This is a genomic window from Micromonospora sp. NPDC000442 (assembly GCF_042898635.1).
Taxonomy (GTDB): domain Bacteria; phylum Actinomycetota; class Actinomycetes; order Mycobacteriales; family Micromonosporaceae; genus Micromonospora.
This window is the reverse complement of sequence record NZ_JBIAYZ010000013.1, coordinates 80,562-105,504: the sequence shown is the minus strand read 5'-3', so window position 1 is coordinate 105,504 and position 24,943 is coordinate 80,562. Positions and strand designations below refer to the sequence as shown.

24 protein-coding genes and 1 pseudogene are annotated in these 24,943 nt (G+C 71.4%); 14 read left to right on the top strand and 11 right to left on the bottom strand.

All coding sequences use genetic code 11. The features are described 5' to 3' along the window. Positions 1-18 precede the first annotated feature (18 nt). Together ACFY2A_RS21175 and ACFY2A_RS21170 are read right to left on the bottom strand one after the other, a co-directional pair. A complete protein-coding gene (locus ACFY2A_RS21175; RefSeq protein ID WP_387173958.1) occupies positions 19-1,596 on the bottom strand; it encodes a sugar transferase in 1,578 nt (525 codons plus the stop codon). A gap of 266 nt (positions 1,597-1,862) precedes the next feature. Continuing rightward, positions 1,863-2,723 (bottom strand): Fpg/Nei family DNA glycosylase, encoded by an 861-nt coding sequence (locus ACFY2A_RS21170; RefSeq protein ID WP_387173875.1) that lies wholly within the window; start codon positions 2,721-2,723, stop codon positions 1,863-1,865. 24 nt (positions 2,724-2,747) lie between these two features. On the opposite strand from ACFY2A_RS21170, the gene ACFY2A_RS21165 reads away from it, so the two are divergent. Continuing rightward, positions 2,748-4,085: a glycosyltransferase family 4 protein gene (locus ACFY2A_RS21165; protein ID WP_387173873.1), complete on the top strand. Its 1,338-nt coding sequence runs from the start codon at positions 2,748-2,750 to the stop codon at positions 4,083-4,085. A 78-nt stretch (positions 4,086-4,163) separates the two neighbouring features. On the opposite strand, the gene ACFY2A_RS21160 is transcribed toward ACFY2A_RS21165, so the two are convergent. From ACFY2A_RS21160 to ACFY2A_RS21140, 5 genes are all read right to left on the bottom strand, one after another. Further along, the gene (locus tag ACFY2A_RS21160) at positions 4,164-4,880 is read right to left on the bottom strand and encodes a CDP-alcohol phosphatidyltransferase family protein (protein ID WP_387173871.1); all 717 of its coding nucleotides are present in this window, start codon (positions 4,878-4,880) and stop codon (positions 4,164-4,166) included. Further along, positions 4,864-5,931: an iron-containing alcohol dehydrogenase family protein gene (locus ACFY2A_RS21155; protein WP_363924807.1), complete on the bottom strand. Its 1,068-nt coding sequence runs from the start codon at positions 5,929-5,931 to the stop codon at positions 4,864-4,866. The genes ACFY2A_RS21160 and ACFY2A_RS21155 overlap by 17 nt, the downstream gene beginning before the upstream one ends. Continuing rightward, the gene (locus ACFY2A_RS21150) at positions 5,919-6,650 is read right to left on the bottom strand and encodes a phosphocholine cytidylyltransferase family protein (RefSeq protein ID WP_363924808.1); all 732 of its coding nucleotides are present in this window, start codon (positions 6,648-6,650) and stop codon (positions 5,919-5,921) included. Before ACFY2A_RS21150 ends, ACFY2A_RS21155 begins: the two co-directional genes overlap by 13 nt. A 103-nt stretch (positions 6,651-6,753) precedes the next feature. Next, a complete protein-coding gene (locus ACFY2A_RS21145) occupies positions 6,754-7,497 on the bottom strand; it encodes a hypothetical protein (protein WP_363924809.1) in 744 nt (247 codons plus the stop codon). Then, positions 7,494-7,943, bottom strand: a complete 450-nt coding sequence (locus ACFY2A_RS21140; RefSeq protein ID WP_387173869.1) for an NUDIX domain-containing protein — start codon at positions 7,941-7,943, stop codon at positions 7,494-7,496. Before ACFY2A_RS21140 ends, ACFY2A_RS21145 begins: the two co-directional genes overlap by 4 nt. A gap of 117 nt (positions 7,944-8,060) precedes the next feature. On the opposite strand from ACFY2A_RS21140, the gene ACFY2A_RS21135 reads away from it, so the two are divergent. The 4 genes from ACFY2A_RS21135 to corA all read left to right on the top strand — a co-directional run bounded on the left by ACFY2A_RS21135 (position 8,061) and on the right by corA (position 11,759). Further along, complete coding sequence (locus ACFY2A_RS21135) at positions 8,061-8,453, top strand: cyclic nucleotide-binding/CBS domain-containing protein (protein ID WP_221086736.1); 393 nt, start codon at positions 8,061-8,063, stop codon at positions 8,451-8,453. A 106-nt stretch (positions 8,454-8,559) separates the two neighbouring features. Next, positions 8,560-9,018 (top strand): ester cyclase, encoded by a 459-nt coding sequence (locus tag ACFY2A_RS21130; protein ID WP_363924811.1) that lies wholly within the window; start codon positions 8,560-8,562, stop codon positions 9,016-9,018. Positions 9,019-9,145: 127 nt separating this feature from the next. Beyond that, positions 9,146-10,240 (top strand): PLP-dependent aminotransferase family protein, encoded by a 1,095-nt coding sequence (locus ACFY2A_RS21125; protein WP_363924812.1) that lies wholly within the window; start codon positions 9,146-9,148, stop codon positions 10,238-10,240. A 460-nt stretch (positions 10,241-10,700) separates the two neighbouring features. Then, positions 10,701-11,759, top strand: coding sequence for a magnesium/cobalt transporter CorA (gene corA, locus ACFY2A_RS21120; protein ID WP_363924894.1), 1,059 nt, complete (start codon positions 10,701-10,703; stop codon positions 11,757-11,759). A 139-nt stretch (positions 11,760-11,898) separates the two neighbouring features. Here the strand turns inward: corA and ACFY2A_RS21115 are convergent, their stop codons facing one another. After that, positions 11,899-12,672, bottom strand: coding sequence for a hypothetical protein (locus ACFY2A_RS21115; protein WP_387173866.1), 774 nt, complete (start codon positions 12,670-12,672; stop codon positions 11,899-11,901). A gap of 84 nt (positions 12,673-12,756) precedes the next feature. Between ACFY2A_RS21115 and ACFY2A_RS21110 the strand changes: the two genes are divergently transcribed. Genes ACFY2A_RS21110 through ACFY2A_RS21100 form a run of 3 tightly spaced genes read left to right on the top strand, consistent with a single transcriptional unit; the run spans position 12,757 to position 14,586 of the window. Beyond that, positions 12,757-13,284: a peptidylprolyl isomerase gene (locus ACFY2A_RS21110; protein WP_093410764.1), complete on the top strand. Its 528-nt coding sequence runs from the start codon at positions 12,757-12,759 to the stop codon at positions 13,282-13,284. A 17-nt stretch (positions 13,285-13,301) separates the two neighbouring features. Beyond that, positions 13,302-13,619, top strand: a complete 318-nt coding sequence (locus tag ACFY2A_RS21105) for a hypothetical protein (RefSeq protein ID WP_387173864.1) — start codon at positions 13,302-13,304, stop codon at positions 13,617-13,619. A gap of 55 nt (positions 13,620-13,674) precedes the next feature. Then, positions 13,675-14,586, top strand: a complete 912-nt coding sequence (locus ACFY2A_RS21100) for a rhomboid family intramembrane serine protease (protein ID WP_387173862.1) — start codon at positions 13,675-13,677, stop codon at positions 14,584-14,586. 61 nt (positions 14,587-14,647) lie between these two features. Here ACFY2A_RS21100 and ACFY2A_RS21095 read toward each other — a convergent pair whose 3' ends face one another. Continuing rightward, the gene (locus ACFY2A_RS21095; protein WP_387173860.1) at positions 14,648-15,091 is read right to left on the bottom strand and encodes a PH domain-containing protein; all 444 of its coding nucleotides are present in this window, start codon (positions 15,089-15,091) and stop codon (positions 14,648-14,650) included. A 122-nt stretch (positions 15,092-15,213) separates the two neighbouring features. Between ACFY2A_RS21095 and ACFY2A_RS21090 the strand changes: the two genes are divergently transcribed. From ACFY2A_RS21090 to ACFY2A_RS21070, 5 genes and pseudogenes are all read left to right on the top strand, one after another. Next, entirely contained in the window at positions 15,214-16,386 is a 1,173-nt protein-coding gene (locus ACFY2A_RS21090) for an acetyl-CoA C-acyltransferase (RefSeq protein ID WP_363924815.1), read from the top strand. Positions 16,387-16,553: 167 nt separating this feature from the next. Beyond that, positions 16,554-17,063 (top strand): hypothetical protein, encoded by a 510-nt coding sequence (locus tag ACFY2A_RS21085; protein ID WP_387173858.1) that lies wholly within the window; start codon positions 16,554-16,556, stop codon positions 17,061-17,063. 70 nt (positions 17,064-17,133) lie between these two features. Continuing rightward, positions 17,134-17,826 (top strand): response regulator transcription factor, encoded by a 693-nt coding sequence (locus ACFY2A_RS21080; protein ID WP_363924817.1) that lies wholly within the window; start codon positions 17,134-17,136, stop codon positions 17,824-17,826. Next, a pseudogene (locus tag ACFY2A_RS21075) lies at positions 17,819-19,206 on the top strand (sensor histidine kinase). Before ACFY2A_RS21080 ends, ACFY2A_RS21075 begins: the two are co-directional and overlap by 8 nt. 104 nt (positions 19,207-19,310) lie before the next feature. Continuing rightward, entirely contained in the window at positions 19,311-19,901 is a 591-nt protein-coding gene (locus ACFY2A_RS21070; RefSeq protein ID WP_387173856.1) for a hypothetical protein, read from the top strand. Between the two features lie 79 nt (positions 19,902-19,980). Here ACFY2A_RS21070 and ACFY2A_RS21065 read toward each other — a convergent pair whose 3' ends face one another. After that, positions 19,981-21,579: a ricin-type beta-trefoil lectin domain protein gene (locus tag ACFY2A_RS21065; RefSeq protein ID WP_387173854.1), complete on the bottom strand. Its 1,599-nt coding sequence runs from the start codon at positions 21,577-21,579 to the stop codon at positions 19,981-19,983. A gap of 164 nt (positions 21,580-21,743) precedes the next feature. Further along, positions 21,744-24,026, bottom strand: a complete 2,283-nt coding sequence (locus ACFY2A_RS21060) for a hypothetical protein (RefSeq protein ID WP_387173852.1) — start codon at positions 24,024-24,026, stop codon at positions 21,744-21,746. 125 nt (positions 24,027-24,151) lie between these two features. Between ACFY2A_RS21060 and ACFY2A_RS21055 the strand changes: the two genes are divergently transcribed. Further along, positions 24,152-24,856: a glycosyltransferase family 2 protein gene (locus ACFY2A_RS21055; protein ID WP_363924820.1), complete on the top strand. Its 705-nt coding sequence runs from the start codon at positions 24,152-24,154 to the stop codon at positions 24,854-24,856. The last annotated feature ends 87 nt before the right edge of the window (positions 24,857-24,943 follow it).

The following is a 24,943-nucleotide window of genomic DNA, read 5'->3' as shown; positions in this document are numbered from 1 at the left end:
GAAAGGGGTGGGCACCGGTCAGTACGCGCCCTTGCGCGCCACCACCACGCCGACCGTGCGCCACAGGATGCTCAGGTCGTACGCCAGCGACCAGTTGTCGACGTAGTACAGGTCCAACCGAACGGCCTCGTCCCAGGAGAGATCGGAGCGGCCGGACACCTGCCACAACCCGGTCATACCCGGACGGACCAGCAGCCGGCGTCGGACATCACCCAGGAAGTCGCCGTCGTCGGCGGGCAGCGGGCGCGGCCCGACCAGCGACATCTCACCCTTGAGTACGTTGATCAGCTGCGGCAGCTCGTCCAGCGACGAGGCGCGCAGGAAGCGGCCCACCGGGAAGACCCGGGGATCCTGCTTCATCTTGAACAGCATGCCGTCGGTCTCGTTCTGGTCGACCAGGCTGGCCAGCCGGTCCTCCGCGTCGACGTACATGGTCCGGAACTTCCACACCCGGAACGTGCGTCCCTCATGCCCCACCCGGGGTTGACGAAAGAAGACCGGACCCGGATCGGAGATCCGGATGGCGATGGCGATCGCGATGAAGACCGGGACCAGCGCGAGCAGCCCGAGCCCTGCGGCGACGCGGTCCATCATGTTCTTGGCCAGCAGTGCCGGCCCGGACAGGGTGGGCTCCTCGACGTGCAGCAGCGGCAGGCCCTCGATCGGGCGGATGTGCACCCGGGGCCCGGCGATGTCGGTCAGTTGCGGAGCCACCACCAGGTCTACCCCGGAGCCCTCCAACTGCCAGGCCAGGCGGCGCAGTTCACCGGGCTCAGCGCTGGCCGAGCCACAGACCGCGATGGTGTCCGCGCCCACCTCGCGTACCAGGGCCAGCACGTCGCGGCCCGCGTACACCGGAACCGGGGTCTGCACGCCCTTGGCCGCCGCGTACCCGTCGGTGATGTGGATGGCGACCGGGACGAGCCCGGCGGCCGGGGTACGGGTGACCGCCGTGTACACCTCCAGGCACTCCGGCAGGGTGCCGACCAGCACCATCCGGTGCGCTGCCTGCTGGATGTTGCGCCGGACGGTGTGCAGCACGAAACGGGCCAGGATCCGGCCCAGCAGGATCAGCAGCAGCGCCAGCAGCAGCGCCGTGCCGACGGTGAACCGGGACAGGTCGGTCTTGGTGGCGAAGGCGAGGAACGACAACGCCGCGCAGACGGTCACCCCGGCCCGGATCACCCGCTTGAACTCGTCCGGCCCGAGCCCGAGGCAGCGTCGGTCGTAGGCGCCGTTGAACCAGAGGATGACCAGCCAGCTGAGCGGCAGCAGCAGGAACGCTACCGTGTAGAACCAGGTCGGGTCGTTCTCGTTCTGTGCCTGGTGGAAACCCGCGGTGGCCTGGTCGAAGGTGCGGATCGCGGTGTAGCTGGCGAAGGCCGCGGCGGCGAAGTCGAGCAGCAGCAGGATCGCCGTGTAGGGCCGGTGCCAGCGCGACACGCGTCGTCGGGCCCGGGCCCACGCCGATCGAGGTACGCCGTTCGGCGACGACGGGTTCGGCGGCTGGATCTCGAAGCTGTCGACGTGCCGCACGAGTCTGCTCCGGCCTTCGTTGGTCACCGGGCGCTGGAGGCTAGCCGTCACCTCACCCATGTCCTCCCGCATGACCCGTCGCGTTCACTCGCGGTGACCGCTCGGGTCGCCCACCGTTCCAGTTTCCCACGCGAGTTCCGTTCCGTCGCCGACCCGAGGGACATTGCGCGGCGGCCACCTACCGCCTGGGATCTGGCCGGCCCCGTGCCGTTTGGAAGCCGGGGACCGGGCCACTATACCGATGGATGACGGCCCGGGTAGAGCGCCGGACCGGCGGTTGCGCACCGCGCGTCCGATTCCGCTCCGTAATCAGCGAGTGGCGTTACTCACCGTACAAGCCGGGACAACCGTCGGTCAGCAAGGGGCTTTCCGCCGGTCTGGCACGTCGGGCAGTACTGGAGGCTGGAGTCGGCGAACGAGACCTCCCGAACGATGTCCCCGCAGACCGGACAGGGCAGGCCGGTCCGCGCGTGCACCTTGAGCCCCGAGCGTTTCTCGCCCTTCAACTCCGCGGCCCGCTGCCCGAGCGACCGGGTCACCGCGTCGCCGAGCACCCGACGGGTCGCCGCGTGCAGGGTCGCCATCTGGTCGTCGGTCAGCCGGTCGGTCAACGCGAACGGTGACAGCTTCGCGGCGTGCAGGATCTCGTCCGAGTACGCGTTGCCGACCCCGCCGAGCACCGCCTGGTCGGTGAGCACCCCCTTGACCTGGCCCCGGCGGCCACGCAGGGCGCCGGCGAAGGTGGCGAGGTCGGCCGAGAGCGCGTCCGGCCCGAGCTTGGCCACCCCGGGCACCGCCTGCGGATCAGTCACCAGGTAGGCGGCGAGTTTCTTCTGCGTACCGGCCTCGGTCAGGTCGAAGCCGGAGCCGTCGTCGAGGCGTACCCGGATCGCGATCGGCCCCTTGCCGGGCCGCAACGGAACGGTCGAGGCGAACGCCTCCCGGTAGTGCAGCCAGCCGGCGCGCGCCAGGTGGACCACCAGGTGCAGGCCGCCGTCGAAGACCACGTCGAGGAACTTGCCGTACCGCCGGGCGTCGGTCACCGCCCGGCCCGCGACGGCGGTCGGTGCCGGGTCGTACGTCTTCAGGGCGCTGATCGCGGCGACCTCCAGGCGGTCGACCCGCCGGCCCACCGCGCGCTGTCGCAGGTAACCGGCGAGCGCCTCCACCTCCGGTAGTTCGGGCATCGTCCAACGGTAGCCTTCTTTCCCGTGAGAATCGTGGTGGCGCACAACCGGTACCGGGAAGCTCAGCCCTCCGGTGAGAACACCATCGTCGACGCCGAGATCGCCCAGCTCACCGCCGCCGGGGTGGAGGTGCTGCCGTTCCTGCGCAGCTCCGACGAGATCCCGACAATGCCGAAGACGGCGAAGGCGCTGCTGCCGATCTCCCCGATCTACGCACCACGCGCCCAGCAGGAGTTGGCCCGGCTGCTCACCGAGCATCGCCCGGACGTGCTGCACCTGCACAATCCGTACCCACTGCTGTCGCCCTGGGTGGTGCGGACCGCGCACCGGCACCGGGTGCCCGTGGTCCAGACGGTGCACAACTACCGACAGGTCTGCTCCTCGGGGCTGTACTTCCGGGACGGCATGATCTGCCAGGACTGCCGGGGCCGGGCACTGGGTGTGCCGGCGGTGGTGCATCGCTGCTACCGGGGGTCACGGGCGCAGAGCGCGCTGATGGCCACCACCCTGGCCGTGCACCGGGGTACCTGGAAGTCGGTGGACAGGTTCATCGCCCTGACCACCGCGGTCGCCGATCACCTGCGTGACTACGGCATCCCCGATTCGCGAATCGTCGTGAAACCGAACGGGATCCCCGACCCCGGCGTGCCCGCACCGCTCGGCCAGGGCTTCCTCTTCCTCGGCCGGCTCTCCCCCGAGAAGGGCCTTGACCTGCTTGTGGAGGCCTGGCGGCGACATCCGGACGGCGCGCTGGGCCCGCTTCGCGTCGCCGGGGATGGCGAACTGCGCCCGCTTGTCGAAGCGGTGGCGGCAGAGCGCTCCGACGTCAGCTACCTCGGACCACTGGACCGGGCCGGCGTCCGGCAGGCGCTGGCCGCCAGTGCCGTGGTGCTGGCGACGTCCACCTGGCACGACGTGCTGCCGACCGTGATCATCGAGGCGTTGGCCAGCGGCCGACCGGTGCTCGGCACTGCACTCGGCGGCATTCCCTACCTAATCGGCGCGGACACCCCTCGGGAGCCCGCCGGCACCGGTCCGGCGGCGTCCGCCTCGGCGTCCGCCCCCGCCGTCTCCGGTGCCGTGCCCGGCTCCTCGGCTCCGAACTCCTCCGCCGACGCCGGGTCGGTCGGTGCCGCCACTGGTACCGGGGGAACGTCGGCGGTGCCGGCCGGTGTGGTGACCGGCGAGGCGGGCTGGGTCGTGCCTCCGGACCCGGCAGCCCTGGCCGCCGCCCTGCCGATGGCCGCAGCGGGGGCCGCCGCACTGTCCGCCTCCGCCCGCACCCGCTACGAGCGCACCTTCCACCCCGACGTGGTCACCAACCACCTCCTGGACGTCTACACCTCCCTGACCCACCCCTGACCCCACCCCCGACCCCACCCCCTGACCCTCCCGTTAACCTCATGATCAACGGGAGGGTCAGGGGTGCGGGGTGGGCGGTCAGCGGAGGGAGGCGTGGGCGGAGAAGGCGATGCTGGTTAGGAGGAAGCCGCCGTTGACGACGGTGAAGGCGGTCATGACCCAGAGGGTGAGGGCTGGGGCTAGGGCCAGGACCAGGGCGGCCACGAAGATCACCGCGCCGTAGTCGCGGACCAGCTTGACCAGGCGTACCGGCAGGCTGGTGGAGGTGACCATGCTCGCCGCGTTCGGGCCGGACTGCATCACCGAGGTGACCAGGTTGACCATCCAGGTGCCGGCGAACGTCGCCACCAGCCAGGTCGGCGTTGCCGGTTGCTGCGCCACGGCGGTGGCGGACAGGGCGGCGACCAGGGCGATCTGGGCGGCCACGTCACAGAGCACGTCGACTCGGGCACCGGCCACGCTGCCCTGCCCGGTCACCCGGGCCAGTTGACCGTCGGCGCAGTCCAGGGCGTACGCGATCTGCCAGCCGAACAGCGCGACCAGCCCGACCACCGGAGCCGGCACGTCCCCGGCGGCGACCGGGCCGGCGAGGGCGACCACGGTGACCGAGGTGGCCAGCCCGAGCAGCAGGTTGGTGATGGTCAGCGCGGTCGGTCGGAGCCCGACACGCTGGGCGACAAGCGCGAAGACCGCGCCGATCCACTGACTGACCGACTCGCTGAACAGACCACCGCCCCGGTTCACCCGGTGGAAGTCGGCGACCGTGGGGTGGGACGGCTCAGCCAAGGTGCTCACGGAGGGCGTCAACGTAGTCTCCCAGCCGGGTACGAAGGTCGTCGGCGGACAGCGCCAGGTGTTCGAGGATCGTGTAACGGTCGGGCCGGGTGTGCGGGGCGAAGGCCACCGCCTCGACGAACTGCTCGTCGGTGAGCCCGAGGTCGGCGGGTCGGGTGGACAGCCCGTGTCGGTGCAGGCAGCGGGCGAGCTGGCCGAACCGTTCCAGGTCGCCCCGGAGGAAGGTGCAGAACAGCGCACCGAGCCCGGCCTGCTCGCCGTGCGAGGCGGTGCTCGGGAAGAGGTGGTCGATGGCGTGCGAGATCTCGTGGTCGCCGCCGCTGGCCGGCCGGCTGGAACCGCAGATCGACATCGAGATGCCGCCCAGGATCAGCGCCTCGGCCAGCGTGGTCAGGAACCCGTCGTCGGTGATCTTGCCGGGATGGTTGACCAGGGCCTCCGCCCCGGTGCGGGCCAGCGTCACGGCGAGGCCGTCGATCGGCTCGCCGCGCACCTCGTGGGCCAGCTCCCAGTCGGCGCAGGCGCTGAGATTGCTCACCGCGTCGCCGATGCCGGCCTGGGTCTGCCGGTCCGGCCCGTTCTCCACGAAGTCGAGATCGACAAGTACGGCGATCGGGATGTGCACCCCGTACGAGCCCTTGCCGCCCTCGTGGGTCAGCGACGCCACCGGAGAGGCGATCCCGTCGTTGGCGAGGCTTGTCGCCACGGTGACCATCGGGATGCCGTAGCGGGTGGCGGCGTACTTGGCCGTGTCGATGGTCTTCCCGCCGCCGATGCCGACGACCGCGTCGTAGCTGCGGCGGCGTAGCTGGTCGCCGAGCTCGATGGCGGAGTCGACGCTGCCACCGGCGACGGTGAACACGTCGGCCGACCCGAGCGAGGGCCGGCACAGCTCGACGATCTTCTCGCCCTGACCCGGGCCGACCACCACCGCGACGTCGCCGCCGCTGGAGATCCGGCGGTCGGCCAGCAGCGAGCCGAGGTCGGCCACGGCACCCCGGCGGACCTCGATCGACAGCGGCGTCGCGACGGTACGGGCTAGTAGCGGCACGCGATCTCCCGCGCCCGGGTCAGGTCGGCGTGGTTGTCGACCTCGACCCACGCCACGTCGCCGATCGGCGCGGCCCGGACCTCGCCGCCACGGTCGGCGAACTCCTGGTACCCGTCCTCGTAGTACAGGTTCGGGTCGCGCCGCCAGGTCGCCTCCAGGGCGTCGGCGAGCGCCTCGGCCACCTGCGGCTCGATGAGCGTGGCCCCGATGTACTCGCCGTACGCCTCGCCCGGGTCCATCAGCTTGGTGATCCGGGTGAGCTGGCCGGCGGCGTCGAAGGTGGTCTTCATCTCCTCCTCGGCCAGCGGCTTGAGAGTGTCGATCGCCAGCAGCACGCCGGGCCCCCGCTCGGCCAGCAGGGTCTTCTCGATGCTCACCGGGTGCACGGTGTCACCGTTGACCAGCAGGACGCCCCGGGAGAACCAGTCACGCGCCAGCCAGAGGGAGTACGCGTTGTTCCACTCCTCGGCCTTGTCGTTGGGGACCAGGGTGATCGTGACGCCGTACCGGCTCTCCAACTCGGCCTGGCGTTCGCGGACGGCGTCGGCGGCGTAGCCGACCACCACCACGACCTCGGTGAGCCCCACCTCGGCCAGGTTGCGCAACGCGATGTCGAGGATGGTGATCTCGCCATCCACCGGCACCAGCGCCTTGGGCAGCGTGTCGGTGTACGGGCGCAGCCGGCGGCCTGCGCCCGCTGCCAGCACCATTCCGACCATGCCGGCATCGTTTCCTGTTCTCGCGGCGTTCACCGAAGGAGGATAGCGCCGCCCGTGGCGGCGCTGCCGCCGGTCAGCGGTGAGCAGCCGGCGGGCACCTCGGTCAGCCGGGCAGAGCCGCCAGGTCAGCGAGCATCGTCAGCCGCTCCTCGGCGGTCAGCACGGCGTACGGTCCGGCCGCTCGGCGGTCGGTCTCCAGCTCGATGGCCTGGCGCTGCGGTCCGTCGGGCAGCGCCACGATGCTCGTCGCGGTGTGCCCGGCGGCGTGCCACGCGTCGGCGTGCGCGTCGGCGCGGTGGTACCGCAGGGCGCCGAGCCGGTTGAGCAGCAGCACAACGGGTGGGATGCCGTCCGGCTCGTACGGGGGCGCCACCGCGTGGAACGCCCCGCCGCCCTCCGCGACGGCCAGCAGCCGACCGGCGACCTGCACCAGTCGCAGCACCCGGTCGTGGTGGCCGGCCCACAACTCCTCGGTCACCTCGGCGTGCACCTGGTACAGCTCGGCGAGGAAGGCCAGACCCCGCTCGGTGGCGGTGAGCCCGCCGTCCGGCCGGCGGTGGACCATTCCGTACGCGACGTGCCGATCAAGACTCCGCCGGCAGGCGGTCGGGTCCCGGTAGCGGGTCACCGCGGCGAACCCCGGGCCGTCGACCGTGCCACCCGGCGCGGCCAGCCGGGTACGCAGTTCCACCAGGAAGCCGGTGGCGGGCGGTCCGCCGTACCGCTGGCTCAGCTCGGCTGCGCCACCGTGCCCACCGGCCTGCATTGCCGCGGTGAAGACCCGGTCCACGGCGGGCGCCACCAACGCCGCGTACCGGTGCGGAGCAAGCCCGACCGTGTCGCTCACGAACCGATGGACCGCAGGACGGCGAAGGCCCGCTCGGCGATGTGCCGAATCAACCCGTCGTTGACCTCACGGTGCTCGTCGAGCAGATCGAGATCGTCGGGGCCGAGCCAGCGGTACTCGGTGTGCTTGCCTGTCTCCAGCACGGGTGCGGTCAGCTCGCCGTCGACCCGGACCAGCCAGTCGCTCTCGATCCGGGCCAGGCCGTCGTCCCCGACGTAGCGGTACTCGCCGATTTCGGCGATCACCTCGGACACGCGCCAGCCGGTCTCCTCGGTGACCTCCCGGTGCAGCGCGTCCTGCACGGACTCGCCCGGTTCGAGGTGCCCGCCGACGATGTCCCAGCAGTTGGGGAAGAGCCGCCGGTGCGGCGAGCGGCGTTGGAAGAACAGGCGTCCGTCGGGGGCGACGATCAGCGCTCCCGCGCAGCGCAGCGGCTCGGTGGACACGTCAAGAACAGTAGCCGTGACCGTCCCGCCGCGACGATGTCCGGTCTTGTCCTGGAAACCTACGGGGCTCACCATTGCGGGTAACCGGGTGCAGCCGTCCCAAAGGGGTGATGTGTCATGCAGGTTCGGGAAGCTATGTCCAGTGAGATCCTCGTGGTCGGTCCGGAGCACACGCTGCGGCAGGCGGCGCGGATGATGTCGGAGCGCGGCATCGGGTCGGCGGTGGTGATCGACCCGGATTCCGAGGGCATCGGGATCATGACCGAGCGCGACGTGCTCAACGCGATCGGTGCCGGTCTTGACTGCGACGTCGAGCGGACCGGAGCCCATCTGACCTGGGACGTCGTCTATGCCGGGCCGGAATGGACGATCGAGGAAGCCGCGGCGGCGATGGCCCGGGGTGGCTTCCGGCACCTCGTCGTCCTCGACGGTCGTGAGGTCGCCGGCGTCATCTCCGTACGCGACATCATGCGGGTGTGGGCGGCCAGCCGGATGGTCGGCACCGGCTGACCGACGCCGATCGGCGGTCGGTCGATCCGTCCGGGTTGGGCGGGCTGGTCGGCGGGTAGTACCCCTGCTGCGGGCACGGGCCGACCGTGCCCCGCGGGGAGGCGTGATGCGTGGCGCGGACCGGTTGATCCAGCAGCAGTACGAGATGCTGCTGCGGCGCGACGTGGCTCGCCTGCCGGAGCTGTACGCGCCGGACGCCCGTTACGCCATGCCCGGCGTCACGGTGCGTCCGACCGAGTTGCCGGCCCTGCTGCGTACCTGGACGGGTGCCTTTCCCGACCTGCGGGTCGATCCGCTCGGTGCGGTGCGCACGGCCGGCGGCGCGGCGGTCGAGCACCTGCTGACCGGCACCCACACCGGCGTGCTGCACACCCCTTTCGGGACCGTCGCGCCCACCGGACGGGACGTCGCCTGGGAAGTGGTGGACGTGGTCCGGGTGCGTCGGGGCCGGATCGCCGCCTGGCGGTCCTACTTCGACTGGGGGGAGCTGATGACGCTGCTGGGCCTGCGGGTCGCGGGGACGTCGCGCCGGCCGCAGGACGAACCGGTAGGCCTTCCGGCCTGACCTGCCACACAGTCGGCGGGTACGGGTCGGCCCCGGACGCGACCGTTCACCCGACCCGGTGGCTCAGGATGCGGACATCGCCGTGCCTTCCGCGCACGCCCCACCTCCGCCCGTACGCTGAACAGCCATGACCGCCGAGCAGCTGATCTCCTTTGCCCGTGGCGCCCCCTCACTGGACATCGTCGATGTCGAGGGGCTCAAGGCCGCCGCCGTCCGCGCCTTCGACGCCGACCCCGCCGGGGTGACGGCGTACGGCACCTCCGTCGGTTACGTCCCGCTCCGGAAGTGGATCGCCGAGAAGCACGGTGTCGAGGCGGAGCAGGTGCTGGTCACCAACGGCTCGTTGCAGGCCGACGCCTTTCTCTTCGATCACCTGGTCCGTCCCGGCGACGCGGTGGTGGTGGAGCGTCCCACCTACGACCGCACCCTGCTGAACCTGCGGAACCTGGGCAGTGAGCTGCACGCTGTCACCATCCAGCCGGACGGCCTGGACACCGCCGAGCTGCGCAAGCTGCTGGAGTCCGGGGTACGCCCCCGGCTGGCCCACGTCATCCCGAACTACCAGAACCCGGCCGGCGTGACGTTGTCCCTGGAAAAGCGGCGCGAACTGCTGGACCTGGCCGCGGAGTTCGGTTTCACGATCTTCGAGGACGACCCGTACGCGGACATCCGGTTCCGGGGCGAGGCGCTGCCATCGATGCTGTCGATGGACACCCGCAACGTGGTCGTGCACGCCTCCAGCTTCACCAAGACCGTCTGCCCTGGCGTTCGGGTGGGCTACCTGGTGGGCCCGGCGGACCTGATCGGCGACATCGCGAAGAAGGCGACCAGCCTCTACATCTCTCCCGGCATGGTGTCCCAGGCCATCGTGCACCAGTTCTGCGTGTCGGGGGACATCGGGCGTTCGATCGAGACGGTCCGGGCGGCCCTCGGTGAGCGCGCCACCGTGCTCGCCGAGTCGCTGCGCCGGCACATTCCGGAGGCCCGGTTCGTGGAGCCGGACGGCGGCTACTTCCTCTGGGTCGAGTTGCCGGAGGACGTAGCGGTCGACCGGCTCGCCCCGGCGGCGGCCGAGCGTGGCGTCGCGGTGGTCAAGGGCAGCGACTTCGTGGTCGACGGCGGCCGACACGCGCTGCGGCTCGCCTATTCGGCGGTCACCGCGGATCGGATCGACGAGGGAGTTCGGCGGCTGGCCGAGGCGATGAAGGCGGTGCGTGGCTGAGTTTCTGTCGGCTTTCCGACAGAACGGCGATACCGGCCGGCCCGGGTCTCCCGCTGAAGCGACTCGGGGCCCACAATGCTGCGAGCGTCACTCAGCACGCGTACCAGGAGATCGGGGCGACCGCACCCGTCGCGATTCCGGTACCGGCGCGGCCCGGCCGCCCACGCGCTGGTGTGACGCGACAGCACAACCCCCCGCCCCCACGGCGCCGGGCGGGCCGGATCGCCCCTCACCCCCCGATGCGGTCCGGTCCGTCCGGCGCCACCCCTGCCGCCCGGCCATGATCGCGGCGGCGGCGTAACCTGCAAACCGCAGCCGACGGGGGGAGGGCGTGATGACGGAGCGGACGCAGCCTGCGGGGACGACCTCCGCGGACGGCCCGGCCGCCGCTGGCACCCGGAGTGCGAGCGCCAACGGGAGCCGCGCTCTGCGGCCTCGGAACTGGTCACCCGTGCGGGCCGTGACGCGCCGGCTCAGCCCGGACGGATCGCAGGCCGATCAGACGTCGGCCGCCCAGCGACGCAACGCGGTGGTCGACTGCGCGCTCTATCTCGACGGTAAGCGGCAGGCCGGAGACTGGGACTACGCCGACGCGCTGGCCGCGGCTCGCGGCGCCGAAGCAGGTTTCGTCTGGCTCGGCCTGCACGAGCCGGAGCTCGCCGAGATGACCGAGATCGCCACCACGTACGGGCTGCACGAGCTGGCCGTTGAGGACGCGGTGAAGGCCCAGCAGCGTCCGAAGCTGGAACGTTTCGGCGAGGTCAGCTTCCTGGTGCTGCGCACCGCCCGCTACTGCGAGCACACCGAGCTGACGGAGAACTCCGAGGTGGTGGAGACCGGGCAGGTGATGCTCTTCATCGGCCCACAGTTCGTGATCAGTGTCCGGCACGGCGACGCCTGCCGGCTCGCGCCCGTACGCGAGGAGTTGGAGGCTCGCCAGGAACTGCTGCTCAACGGTCCCTGGGCGGTCGCGTACGCGATCACGGACCGAGTCGTCGATCTCTACCTGGAGGTTGCCGACCAGCTTGAGGACGACATGGACGTGCTGGAGACGGAGGTGTTCGACCGCCAGACCAGCGGCCGGATCCAGCGGATCTACCAGATGAAGCGGGAACTGGTCGAGTTCAAGCGGGCGGTGATGCCGTTGCAGCGTCCACTGCTGTCGCTGACCACGCAGATGAACCGGGACGTGCCCAAGGAGGTGCGCCGCTACTTCCGCGACGTGCAGGATCACCTCAGCCGCACCGTCGAGCTGGTCAACTCCTACGACGACCTGCTCAATTCGATCCTCCAGGCGCGACTGGCCCAGGTGACGGTCGACCAGAACAACGACATGCGCAAGATCGCGGCCTGGGCGGCCATCGCCGCCGTGTGGACCGCGATCGCCGGCATCTACGGCATGAACTTCGACTTCATGCCGGAGCTGAGGGTGACCTACGGCTACCCCGTGGTGCTGGCGCTGATGCTCAGCATCTCGCTGGCCCTCTACCGCTGGTTCCGCCGCAACGACTGGCTCTGACCCCACCCACCCCCTCCCCACCCACCGCCCGCTTCTCGGTCTGCGTTGACCATGAAGTTGTTGCCACGACACACCGGTGTGCGCGGCAACAACTTCATGATCAACTCGGGCGAGGGTGGGGGTTGGGGGTGGGGTGGGGTTAGGCGCGGGTGTTGGATTTGTGGTTGGTGGCCTTGCTCAGGTCGTCGGCGGGGCGTCCGGTACTGGTGCGGGCACCCTCGGCCACCGAGGGGACCTTCCCGGTGGCGGCTACCCCGGACGGTGCGGTCGCGGTGGGGGTGGTGGAGGCGCTGTCGCCGCCGGCCACCGCCGAGCTGCCCGCTCCGGTCGAGACCTTGCCGGCACCGGCCGGGCCGGTCGTACGCACCTCGATGGTCTCCACCTCCTCGTGCATCGGCTCGAGCGCGGCACCCGCGTCGTACTCTGCCCACTCCTGCTGCTCGCGGTGCCGCCGCAGGGCCATCGCGCCGGCCAGCCCGGCCACCGTGCCGGCGGCGAGCAGGCCGATCATGGTCCCGCTCCGGCGGGACTTCTTCTTCGCCTTCATCTTCTTCGCCTTCCTGCTGACCGCGGCCTGCTTGGCAACTGCGGCCTTCTTCCCCTTGACGGCCCGATCGGCCGCGTCGGACTGCGCATGACGTACGGCCAGAGCAAGCGGCGCGAGGGCGGCGGCCGTCGACGCGAGGCCGCTCGATGCCCGGTCCCGGACCACGACGGCGGTCGGTGCCACCGCACCGCGGGCGGTCTGGAATCGTGGACCGACCGTGTCGCCGGCTCCCCTCGCCGCATGCGTGGCGGCCTGCCTCAGGTGACCGATGCTGCGGTTCAATTCGGCCCGGGCCAACTGCGCCTGGGTCTTGCGCCGCCAGTTTCCAAACACGGTCCCACCTCCTGGGAGTTTGCTCTGTCTCATCCTCCACCTTCGGATGCCTCCGCATGTCCAGATCGGGCACATGGGAGGATCCGCATGGAACTGACCAACGAGTAAGGAGTACCCGTGGCCGAGGCTGTCTACGCCACCCTGCACACCAACGCCGGCCCGATCCGGCTGGAGCTCTTCGGCAACCACGCCCCGAAGACCGTCCGCAACTTCGTCGAGTTGGCCGAGGGCACCCGCGAGTACACCGACCCGCGGACCGGGCAGCCGGGCAGTGGTCCGTACTACGACGGCACCATCTCGCACCGGGTGATCAGCGGGTTCATGATTCAGATGGGTGACCCGACGGGAACCGGCCGGGGCGGGCCGGGCTACACCTTCGCCGACGAGTTCCACCCCGAGCTGCGGTTCGACCGGCCGTACCTGCTGGCGATGGCGAACGCGGGACCCGGCACCAACGGCTCGCAGTTCTTCATCACCGTCTCGCCGACGCCGCACCTGAACAACCGGCACACCATCTTCGGGCAGGTCGCCGACGAGCAGTCCGCGAAGATCGTCGAGGCGATCGCCAACACCCCGACCGGCCCCAGCGACCGGCCGCTCCAGGACGTCGTCATCGAGCGCGTCGAGATCGAGCGCTCGGCCTGACCGGGCGTCCGCGCACGGTGCCGAAGGCCCTCGCCGGCCTGCGGTTTCATGGTCTGGTCGACCGGCTCGCCGAGGGCCAGTTCGGGCACGCCGACGGGACCGGACGGCGACCGGCGGCGTTGCAGACCGGTCCGGATACCCCACCGGTATCCGGACCGGTCTTCGCTCTGCCGGCGGGCCGCCAGCACTCCGCCCCGGCCGCCAGCACTCCGCCACGGTCGGCCGCCAGCACTCCGCCACGGCTGGACGAAGATCCGACGCGTCCCCGGGCCCGCCGGCCGAGGTCGACCGCGGTGAGCCGGATTGGCGGGGTACGCCTCGACCCGCCTGAGTGATGGCTCGGGGTACCTTTGCTCGCATGACTGAGCGCTCGGGTGTCTGGGGCCAGCGATGAGCGAGTCCCCGCCGACCACGCCGGCCTGCTACCGCCACCCCGGCCGGGAAACGTACGTCCGCTGCACCCGCTGCGACCGTTCGATCTGCCCGGACTGCATGAACGAGGCGTCGGTCGGGTTCCAGTGCCCGGAGTGCGTGTCGGAGGGACGCCGCAGCGTGCGGCCGGCGCGTACCGCCTTCGGTGGCGGGGTGGTCGGCCGACACGGTTACGTGACCAAGACTCTGATCGCCCTCAACCTGCTGGTGATGCTGATCTCGATCGCCTCCGACCGGGGCGGGGATGCGGCGGCTGGCGGTAACGGCTTCGGCGGGCTGATGGGCGGCAGCACCCCGTTGACCGAGTGGGGTGCGGTGTTGGGCCGGGCGATGTTCCTCGACGGCACCGTCGGCGGTGTCGCCGAGGGCCAGTGGTACCGCCTGGTCACCGCGATGTTCCTGCACTACGGCGTGGTGCACCTGCTGCTGAACATGTGGGCGCTCTGGGTGCTCGGCCGCTCGCTGGAGGCGGTGCTCGGGCCGCTGCGGTTCGCCGTCCTGTATTTCATCGCCGGCTTCGGCGGCAACGTCGCGGTCTACGTGTTCAGCGCGCCCAACCAGATGTCGGCGGGAGCGTCGACCGCCATCTTCGGCCTCTTCGCGGCGATCTTCGTGATCATGCGGCGACTGGGTCGGGACACCTCGGCCATCCTCCCCATCCTGGTGATCAATCTGATCTTCACCTTCACCGTGCCGCAGATCTCGATCGCCGGTCACCTGGGCGGTCTGGTGTTCGGCGCGCTGATGGCTCTGGTGCTGGCCTACGCGCCGCGGTCGCGCCGGACGCTTGTGCAGTTCGGCGGTGGCGCGATCATCGTGGTGGCGCTGCTCGGGATGGCCCTGGTCCGCACGGCCGCGCTGCTGGGCTGACCGCTGCCCGGCCCGGCACCGGCGACGCAGACCCGGTCACGTCGCCGGCGCAGGGCGTGGATCAACTGGTGCCGCCGGGACTTCCCGCCCGGGCGGTACGCAACGCGTCGGCGACCTCGGCCGGATCCGCGTTGAGATCGAGTCGGCTGAACAGGTGCAGTGAATCGCCCGCATCGATCTCCAGGGTCGGGCCGGCCAGTCCGCGCCCGGACCGACGGTGCACCTGGACGGTCTCCACCATCGGCCAGGGCAGGTGCCGCCGGCTCAGCAACCCGGCCGGTACGGTGATGCCGGTCGCGTCCACCGCCAACCGCACCGGCGCGACCAGATCCCGCAGGCCCCACCCGGTGAGGACCGCCGCGGCCAACCCGCCGAGCACCGGTCGGAGCGGGTCACCCTCGGCGAGCAGGATCCCCAGGGCGAGCAAGCTGGCTGCGGCGGCCAGCTTGAGGACCGGTAGGGCCAGGGGCACCCGCCATTGCTGTGCGATGGTGTCGTACGCCACGGCACCAGCATGCCAGCGCCGCCGGTCACCGGCATCCGCCCCGAAGCGTCGGCCGGCGGGGGCGTGGCGGTCGGCCGGGGTGGGCGTAGGATCGGAGCAGCCCAAGTTACCGGGGAGTAGATATGAGTGACGCGGTTATCGTCGGTGCGGTGCGCACCCCGGTCGGGCGACGCAAGGGCAGCCTGGCCACGGTGCACCCGGTGGATCTGTCCGCGCACGTACTGCGCGCCCTCGCCGAACGCACCGGAATCGATCCGGCTCAGGTGGACGACGTGGTCTGGGGCTGCGTCTCCCAGGTCGGCGAGCAGTCGTGGAACGTCGCCCGGAACGCCGTACTGGCCGCCGGCTGGCCCGAGTCGGTGCCCGGCACCACCCTGGACCGGCAGTGCGGTTCCAGCCAGCAGGCCCTGCACTTCGCCGCGGCCACCGTGCTCTCCGGCCAGGCGGACCTGGTCGTCGCGGGCGGCGTCGAGTCGATGACCCGGGTGCCGATGGGCTCCAGCGTGGCCGGTGGGATGCCGTTCAGCGAGCAGATCCTGACCCGCTACCGGGGGGTCGAGGGAGTCGCCGAGGACTCCCCGCTCCCCTTCAACCAGGGCGTCGGGGCGGAGCTGATCGCCCAGCGGTGGCGCCTGTCCCGCACTCAGCTCGACGAGTTCGCGCTGGCCAGCCACGAGAAGGCCGCCGCCGCGCAGGACGCGGGCGCGTTCGAGGCCGAACTCGCCCCGGTGGCGCTCGCCGACGGCGGAAAGTTCGCGGTGGACGAGGGCATCCGGCGCGACACCTCGCTGGAGAAACTGGGCGAGCTGCCCACTCCGTTCCGGCCCGACGGTGTGGTCACCGCCGGTTCGGCCTCGCAGATCTCCGACGGTGCCGCCGCACTCGCGGTCACCACGAGCGAGTGGGCCAGCCGGCACGGGCTGCGTCCGCTGGCCCGGGTCCACACCGCCGTGGTCGCGGCCGACGACCCGGTGGCGATGCTGACCGCGCCGATCCCGGCCACCGCGAAGGCGCTGCGTCGCGCGGGGCTGGGCATCGAGGAGATCGGGGTGTACGAGGTGAACGAGGCGTTCGCCCCCGTACCACTGGCCTGGTTGGCGGAGACCGAGGCGGACCCGGAGCGGCTCAATCCGCGCGGCGGTGCGATCGCCCTGGGGCATCCGCTCGGCGGCTCCGGTGCCCGGATCATGACCACGATGCTCGCCCACATGCGTGACAACAACATCCGCTACGGCCTGCAAACCATGTGCGAGGGCGGTGGAATGGCCAACACCACCATCCTCGAACTCCTCTGACCCCCTGAAGAAGTCGATCAAGAAGTTTTGGTCTCCTGGGCGCCGGTCAGAGACCAAAACTTCTTGATCAACTCTTCGGGTTCGGGGGTGGGGTTGGGCGGGGTGGAAATTGCAGAAAGCATGTCCATGGGCCATGTCACCGTGGGGGCAGGGTCGTTGGGCAGGTCATGGACGTCTTCTCCCGAACGTTCCTTCCGGCCGCCGCCGAGGCCGGGCTGGCGGTGCAGACCGCCAGCCGGCACATGCCGGTGTTTCGTCGCTGCGTGGGTTCCGGCGACGCCACCATCCTGGTCACCCGGTGCAGCCGGCCCGACCGGCAGGTGAACGGGGAGTATCTGCTGCTGCTCACCCACCGGCGGCTGGTGGTCACCCGGCAGACCCGGGTGCTGCATCGGCTTCGCCTGCATCTCAACACGGAACTCCGCGAGTTGAGCCACGTCACCTGGAGCCCCGACCCGCGACTGCACTGCGTGGAGCTGGCCGCTACCGCGATCGACGGTATCCGCGAGCGCTTCCTGATCCGCACCCAGCACCCGAAGCAGGTGTGGCAGCTGGACGCGCTGCTCAATCACGCCTTCCGCGCCCGGGTACGCAGCGCACAGCCGCGGATCGTGGCCACCGTCGCCGAGGCGCCCGCCGCCAGACCTGGCACCTTCCAGCCCGTCGTGGCCCACTGACCGGGTCTTCTTACCGAATCCGAACAAAGCCTGACGCTGCCGGATCCCGTCGATCGGCAATCATGGCCCAGTGACCGCCGAGAACCCGCAACGCGGGCTGGTCCTCGTGGTGGAGGACGAACCGAGCATCGCCGACCTGGTCCGGCTCTACCTCAGCCGGGACGGCTTCGGCGTACACGTCGAACGGGACGGCAGCGCCGGCCTCGCGGCCGCCCGCCGGTTGCGTCCGGTGGCCTGCGTGCTCGACATCGCATTACCCGGGCTGGCCGGCACCGAGATCTGCCGTCGGTTGCGCGAGGCCGGCGACTGGACGCCGGTCATCTTCCTCACCGCTCGCGACGACGAGGTGGACCGCGTCGTCGGCCTGGAACTGGGGGCCGACGACTACGTCACCAAACCGTTCAGCCCCCGCGAACTCGTCGCCCGGCTGCGGGCGGTGTTGCGCCGGGCCGCCGGCCCGCCGGGCGGTGCCGGGCAACCCGTCGTGCTCGGCCGGGTCACCGTCGACCCCGACCGCAGGTCGGTCACCGCCGACGGTGCCCAGGTGCAGCTGACCTCCACCGAGTTCGACCTGCTGGCTCACCTGATGAGTCGGCCGGGTCGGGTCTTCTCGCGGGAGGAACTGCTGGCCGCGGTCTGGGGATACGCGGCGCACGCCGGCACCCGTACCGTCGACGTGCACGTGGCGCAGGTCCGGGCGAAGCTCGGCGCTGCGAGCGTGATCCGGACCCATCGCGGAGTCGGGTACGCCGCCGATGGCTGATCGTCCCGGCCGCACGCTGACCGCCCGCGCGGTGCTGGTGACCTGCGCGGTGGCACTGGTGTCGGTGCTGGTCACCGCGGTGGTGGCGGTGCCGGTGGCGGTCCGCGCCGCCGAGCGGCGGGACCGGCAGGCGCTCGCCGCGCAGGCGCAGGTCGCCGCCGAGCTGCTGCGGGCGCGGCCCGGCCGGGTCCGGGAACTGGCCGGCGAGCGGTTGATCCGCCAACTCGGCAACCAGGGCACCACCATCTACCTGATCTCGGGCGGTGACGTCGACCGTGCCGGCCTGCCTGCCCAGGTGGTGAAGCGGGTGTCCAACGGCCGGAATTTCTCCGGCCGGCGGCTGGTCGACGGGGAACGGGCACTCGTCGAGGGCCGGGCACTGCCCGGCGGCGACGGGGTGGTGCTGACCCGCCCGCTCGGGGCCGGAGTGTGGCGTCAGGTGCTGCGCGGCCTCTGGCTGCCACTGCTGGCGGGGTTGGCCGCGGGCGCGGTCGCGGGCTCGCTGCTCGCCCGGCGGCTGGCCCGGCCGATCCGCCGGGCGGCCCTCGTCGCAACCCGGCTGCGGGCGGGCGACCGCACCGTCCGGGTGCCGGTCGAGTCGCCGGCCGAGGTGGCCGACCTGGCGTACGCGCTGAACGGGCTGGCCGCCGCGCTGGCCACGAGTGAGGGACGACAGCGGGAGTTCCTGCTCTCCGTCTCGCACGAACTGCGCACCCCGCTGACCGCGATCCGTGGCTACGCCGAGGCGCTGGCCGACGGGGTGGTCGGACCGTCGGCGGCGGCCGAGACCGGCCGGACCATGCTCGCCGAGGCGGAGCACCTGGACCGGTTGGTCGCCGACCTGCTCGCCCTGGCCCGCCTGGAGGCGGTCGACTTCCCCCTCGAACCGGTGCCGGTGGATCTGGCCGGCCTGGCCGCTGACGCCGGCCGGACCTGGGCAGACCGATGCTCCTCGGTGGGGGTGACGTTCCGGATGGAGCTGCCGGGGCAGCCGGTGCCGGCGTACACCGACCCGGGGCGGATCCGGCAGGTGATCGACGGCCTCCTGGAGAACGCGCTGCGGGTGGTGCCACCGGGTGCACCGGTGGTGCTGGTGGTCCGGCCGGCCGGTGCCGAGCCGGCCGCGGGTGGCGTGATCGAGGTCCGCGACGGCGGACCGGGGCTGACCGACGACGACCTGACGGTGGCCTTCGAGCGCGGTGCGCTGCACCAACGCTACCGAGGGCTACGCAAGGTCGGCAGCGGGCTCGGACTCGCGCTCGCCGCCGGCCTGGTCCGCCGGCTCGGCGGTGAGATAACCGCCGGGCACGCTCCCGAGGGCGGGGCCGCGTTCACCATCCGGCTGCCGGGATTCCTTACCTGACCCGAACATCGGCCTGACGGTCGGCTCATCCGGTCGGTCCAGGCTGGATACCCGGATCTCCGCCCGGCCTCGTCTCGGCCTGACGGAATCCGGCAGACCAGCACCGACGAGAGGACGAGGCATGGCACGCAGGAGATCCTTCACCGCCACCGGGGCGCTGCTGGTGACGGTCGCGTTGGCCGCCGCCGGCTGCGGGGTGGGCCGGGCCGAGCGGGACGCGATGCAGGAGGGTGCGGTCGAGGTGGTGGCCGCGATGGGCGCGGAGGGTCAGGCACTTGCCGCGCTCGGTCTCGACCCCGAGAAACTGGACGCCGACCCGAGCACGGCCGCGCCGGTGGAGCCGACCCCGAGCGCGGCCAACAAGCGCAAGGAGCGGGTCGAGGAGTGGCGCAAGCGTCGGGCGGCCCGGGTGCTGCTGCGCAAGAACACCCTGCACGGCGACGTCGTGGTGCAGACCAAGGACGGCGGCACGAAGACCGTCTCGGTGCAGCGCGGCGAGGTGACCGCCCTCGCCGACGACAAGATCACGGTCAAGTCGACCGACGGCTTCACCCGGACCTGGACCTTCGCCGACGACCTGCGGGTGATCGAACGGCGGAAGTCGATCGCGTCCACGGACATCAAGGTCGGCACCAAGCTGGGCGTGGCCGGCACCATGAACGGCGAGCAGCCGCAGGCCCGTCTGATCGTCGTTCCGGTCAACCAGAAGTGACCGTGGGCCCGCCGGGCCAGGTGGGGTGATCAAGCTCGATCACCCGGTGCCGGGCCCGGCGGGCCTGCCGTCCCAGGTGTCAGTAGACCCGGGAGCCGATGAAGTCGTCCCGTCCGTAGCCGACGGGCTGGGCGAACGACCGCGACTCGAACGACCACTGCTGTCGGGAACTGCTGGAACAGGTGGCCAGCCGCAGTCGGGGCGTACCGAGCAGCGGGTTGTCGAAGGCCAGGCAGAGGTTGGTGTCACCGGCGGCGCGGAGCTGGTTGCCGGCGAAGGTGAACTTCTGGTTGGTGCCGCCGTGGCAGTCGTGGATGTTGACCGCCGTGCCCGACCGCAGCGAACCACCGGCCACGTCGAGGCAGCGGTCGTGGGAGAGCTCGGAGTGCAGCGACTGCCGGGTCGGGTCGTACCAGAAGCCCTGGTTGCGTCCGCCGTGGCAGCGGTACGACTGCTGGACGGTGCCGTTGCGCGAGTTGTAGCCCTTGCCGTCCACGCAGGTGCCGGTGGCGGCGTTGCGCAGCTGCTTGAACTCCATCAGCCCCGGGTAGAGCACCCCGTTGCCGGTGCTGGCCGGATCGACGCAGGTGCCCTGCTGCTGGCCGGACGTGTGGAACTGGGTGATGCACTGGGCGAACATGCCGTGCCCCCGGTAGTTCGGGTGGAACGACTGTCGGGCCGCGTTCTCGTCCCAGATCCCCACCTCGATGTACAGCCCCCGTACCGAGGTGTTGTCGGTGCACACCTCGTGGCCGTGGAAGAGGCGGCTGGCGTCGAGGTAGCGGGTGCCGGTGTTCGCCGCCGCCGCCCGCAGCGCCGACTCGAACAGCGGCACCGCCTTGTTCCGGGCGAACGCGGCGTCGGCGAGGTAGAGCAGGCACCCGCCGGAGTACCAGCCGGGGAAGTTCGGATTGTCCTCCACGTCCGGGCTGGCCGGGCTGGAGTACGACATGAACACCAGCTCGTAGTCCGAGCTGAGGTAGCCGGCGTTCGTCATGGTCCGGCGGATGTCGGTGAGTGCCTCCTCGACGGCCCGGCGGCTGCCGTCGGTGCGTACCGTCCACTGTTCGGTGTAGGTGGGCCAGCAGGGGCCCTGGAAGAAGACGCGGCGGACCGCGCAGTCGGTGGCGACCGGGCCGAACTGGATCGTGCCGTCGCCGTTGGCACCGGCCACCACCCAGATCAGCTTGATGTGCGTGTTGCGTGCCTTGATCGCGAGGTGGTCGCCCTGGTTCAGCTCGTTGTGCTGGGTGGGACCGCCGGCGATCAGATTCCACGGCGTGGCGCCCGAGCAGGCGATGTTGTAGCGCTCGTCGGCGGCGATACCGGTGCGGAAGACCGCCTGGTCGTACGAGCGGTCGCACCAGTTGCCCGGCTGGTGGGTGCCGGGCACGTAGTTGCCGACCCCCTCACCGGAGATCTGGCTGTCGCCCATGGTGATCAGCGCGGTCCGGCGCTGGTCGAGCGGGCGGATGCCGGGGGCGCCGTAGAGCGCGGTGGCCTCGGCGGCGCGGATGGATTCGAGGTGGGCGGGGAGCGGCTGGACGGCGGGACGGTCGGCCGCGGCGGCGGGTGAGGCCGTGGCCAGCATCGGCAGGACGAGAGCGGTGGCGAGGACGGCGACCTCGGCAAGTCGCCGTCGAGGTGTCCGTTCACGCCTGGCGTGGGTACCAGACATCGACGCACTCCTTTCGGCCCGATCGCGGGACGTCGATCGGGTTACCGGACGGTAACGCGTGCGATGCAGGTATGTGAATACGTCTCGGGATACTTACGTGCTGCGCCGAACCGGGCCAATGGTGCTTTTTCCGCCCGGACCGCTCGGCGCCCTGCGGTCACCGGTCACCGCTGCTCGGGCAGGGCGTAGCCGACGTAGCTGCGGAACTCCAGCCGCCAGCCGGCGGGCAGCAGGTCGGCGCAGAGTTTCCGGCTGCCGACACAGAGGATCGCGTCGACCGAGGCCGGGTCGGCCGGTGGTCGATCGTCAAGCACCGACTGGAGCGCGAGCAGTTCGGGCTGCCTACCGTCCGCGTCGCGGAGCAGCAACCACCAGGGGTACTCCCAGTCGTCGTTGCGCTGGGACAGCCCGATCCGGCGCGCGTCGGCAGCCCGGACCGCGTCGGCCGCCCACCGGTACTCCGCCGCCCACTGCGGACGCCGGACGAAACGGCTCTCCCAGTCGGAGGTGGTGAAGACCGAGCCCGCCCCGACCAGCCGGCGCGGGAAGCCGTACGACAGCGACAACACTCCGGCCAGCGCGCAGGTGGCCAGCACCGTCACCGCGAGCCCGGCGGCGACCGGCCGCCTGCCGCCGCCACCCGCCGGGCCACCGCGTCGTTCGCGGACGCGGGACGCGACCTGACCCGAGCGACGGAAGAGGGCGTCGAGCCAGAGACCGGCCAGTGGCACCGAAGCCGCCAGGGCGTAGAGGATCAGGCGGTTCCCCCACGGCTGCCACTTGATCGTCGCGGTGTGCAGCACCATGGCGACGACCACCACCAGGGCGTACGCGCGCAGCGCCCCCGCCGCACCCGGGCTGACCCGGGCGGGGCGGCGCAGCGCCGCCACCGCACCGACAAGCGCCAGCGCACCGGCCAGCGGGAAGGCGACCCGGTCCTCGTCGGGATACCAGGACGCGACCGGGAAGATCTCCCGGCCGAACGTGATCGCGCGGTCCTGCGGGTCGACCCCGATCAGTCCGGCCACCCCGATGATCGCCTCGGCGGACACCTCGCGCAGCGGTGCCAGCGGAGTGTCCAGCGCGGTGTGCCCGATCCGGAGCGCGTTCACCAGCACCGACGGCGGGTCATGCCGTTCCATCGGAACCGACTCGCGCAGCCGCTCCGGTCCGAGCGGGTGGCCGAACTCGGCGTACACCCGGCCCAGGAAGGGGCCGACCACCGCGGCGGCGACCAGCAGGATCAGGACGGAAGCGCCGACGGTGCGGGTGATCCCGCCGACCGGGGCCCGACGGTGTGTGGCCGGCCGGTCGACGTACGCCAGGCGTAGCTGGCCGAGCCCCCAGAGCACCAGCAGCGGACCGACCGCCAGCAGCCCGCTGGTCTTGGTGACCGCGGTCAGCCCGGTGGCCGCCCCGAGCACGAGCAGGTCACCCAGGTGCGCACGTCGGCGCAGCCCGTCCAGCGCGAGCGTGCCGGCGCAGAGCACCCAGGCGGCGCAGACCAGGTCGGTCTGGGTGCTGGTCGCCTGTAGGGCCACCATCGGCGTGCTGGCCAGCACGAACACGGTGAGCAACTGGGCTCGCCGGCCACCGCCGAGTTGCGCGGTCACCCGGGCGACCGCGAGCAGGCAGACCAGTCCGGCGGCCCACTGCACCAGGTGGTGCAGCGCGTCGCCGCCGGTGAGCAGTCGCAGGTGCAGCAGCAGGTACTCGGCGCCCGGCGGGATGGTGACCTGGCGGTGGATCGCGGTTGCCCAGAACGTCAGGTCGCCCTGGGCCACCCAGCGTTCCACCTTGGGCAGGTGGTAGGTCTGCGAGTCGAAGTTGTTCGGTGCGGCCAGCAGGGCGATAAGCAGTTCGACCAGGAGCAGCCCGGCGACCGTACCGGCGAGCAGCCGTTCGCCTCGGCTCGCCGTACGCCAGAAACCGCTGGCGGCGTTGCGCCAGCCGCCGGTCGCGGGGGTGCCCGGCGTGGTGTCCGAAGCGGAAGGTACCGCCGGACGATCCGGCCCCGCGACGACCGTCGCGGTGGCCGCCCCCCTCGACGCTTCACCGAGGACCTCCGCCATCGGTTCCGGCGCGTCGGCGCGGGCGGGGCCGGGCAGCGACTGTGGCGTGGGACCGCCGACCGCTGCGGTGCCCCGGCGCCCGGTCGCGTCATGCTCGCGGAGCCGGGTGTCGACCCGCCGACGCCACGCCACAGCCACTGCCGCCACGGCGAGAAAGAGCAGCCAGGCCAGGCCGAAGGCGGGCGCGGTGAGCAGCCGCAACGCGCCCAGCGCCTCGACGGTCGCCACCGCGAAGGCACCGACGACGAGGGCCGCCCGGAGCACTGCGAGTCGCCGTGGTGCCACGACGTCCACCTTGCGTGGCCGTAGTGCCACGCTGAGCAGAACGAGCGCGGCGACGGGAACCAGGACGAACGGGAAGCCGGCGGCCGACATGGCCGGAAGTAAACACCATCATCCTGGGTGTCCGACCGTGGATCGCCGTCGGTGGTCGTCGCCACCTGACTGAGCTGCCGGGCTAGGCTATGGCCGACACATTACCCGCCCTCGTGGAGATTCCCGTGAAGCTGTCGATCCTCATGCCGGTCTACAACGAGGAGGAACGCATCGCGGATGCCCTCAAGCAGGCGCTGGCGGTCGAATACCCGTGCGAGATCGAGCTCGTGGTGGTCGACGACGGCAGCCGCGACGGCACCGGGGAGATCCTCGGGCGTGCCGACGACGCCCGGCTGCGGGTCATCACGCACCAGCGCAACGCGGGCAAGGGCGCGGCCATTCGCACGGCGGTGGCCAACGCCGAGGGCGAGTACATGGTCATCCTCGACGCCGATCTGGAGTACGACCCACAGGACATCCCCAAGCTGCTGGCCCCGGTGCTGGACGGGCGGGCGACGGTGGTCTACGGCAACCGCACATTCGGCAGCCACAGCGCCTACAGCTTCTGGTACGTGATCGGCAACAAGGGCGTCACCATGGCGGCGAACGTGCTGTTCAACTCCTACATCGGAGACCTGGAGACCTGTTTCAAGCTGATGCCGGTCGCGCTCTACCGCTCGTTGGACGTCCGTTCCCGAGGGTTCGGCATGGAGGCCGAGGTGACCGGCAAGCTGCTGCGTCGCCGCATCCGGCCCTACGAGGTGCCGATCAGCTACCGGGCCCGGGGCCGCGAGGAAGGCAAGAAGATCACCTGGCGGGACGGCGTCGAGGCACTCTGGATCCTCGGCCGCGAGCGCACCCGTCGAAACCCCGACGCCTCGCCCCGCTGACCGCCCCGCTGACCGCCCCGCCGATGACACGGCGCCGGTTGCGGCATGCCGGCCGTATCACGGCCCCGGAAACCGCGACATGCCGCG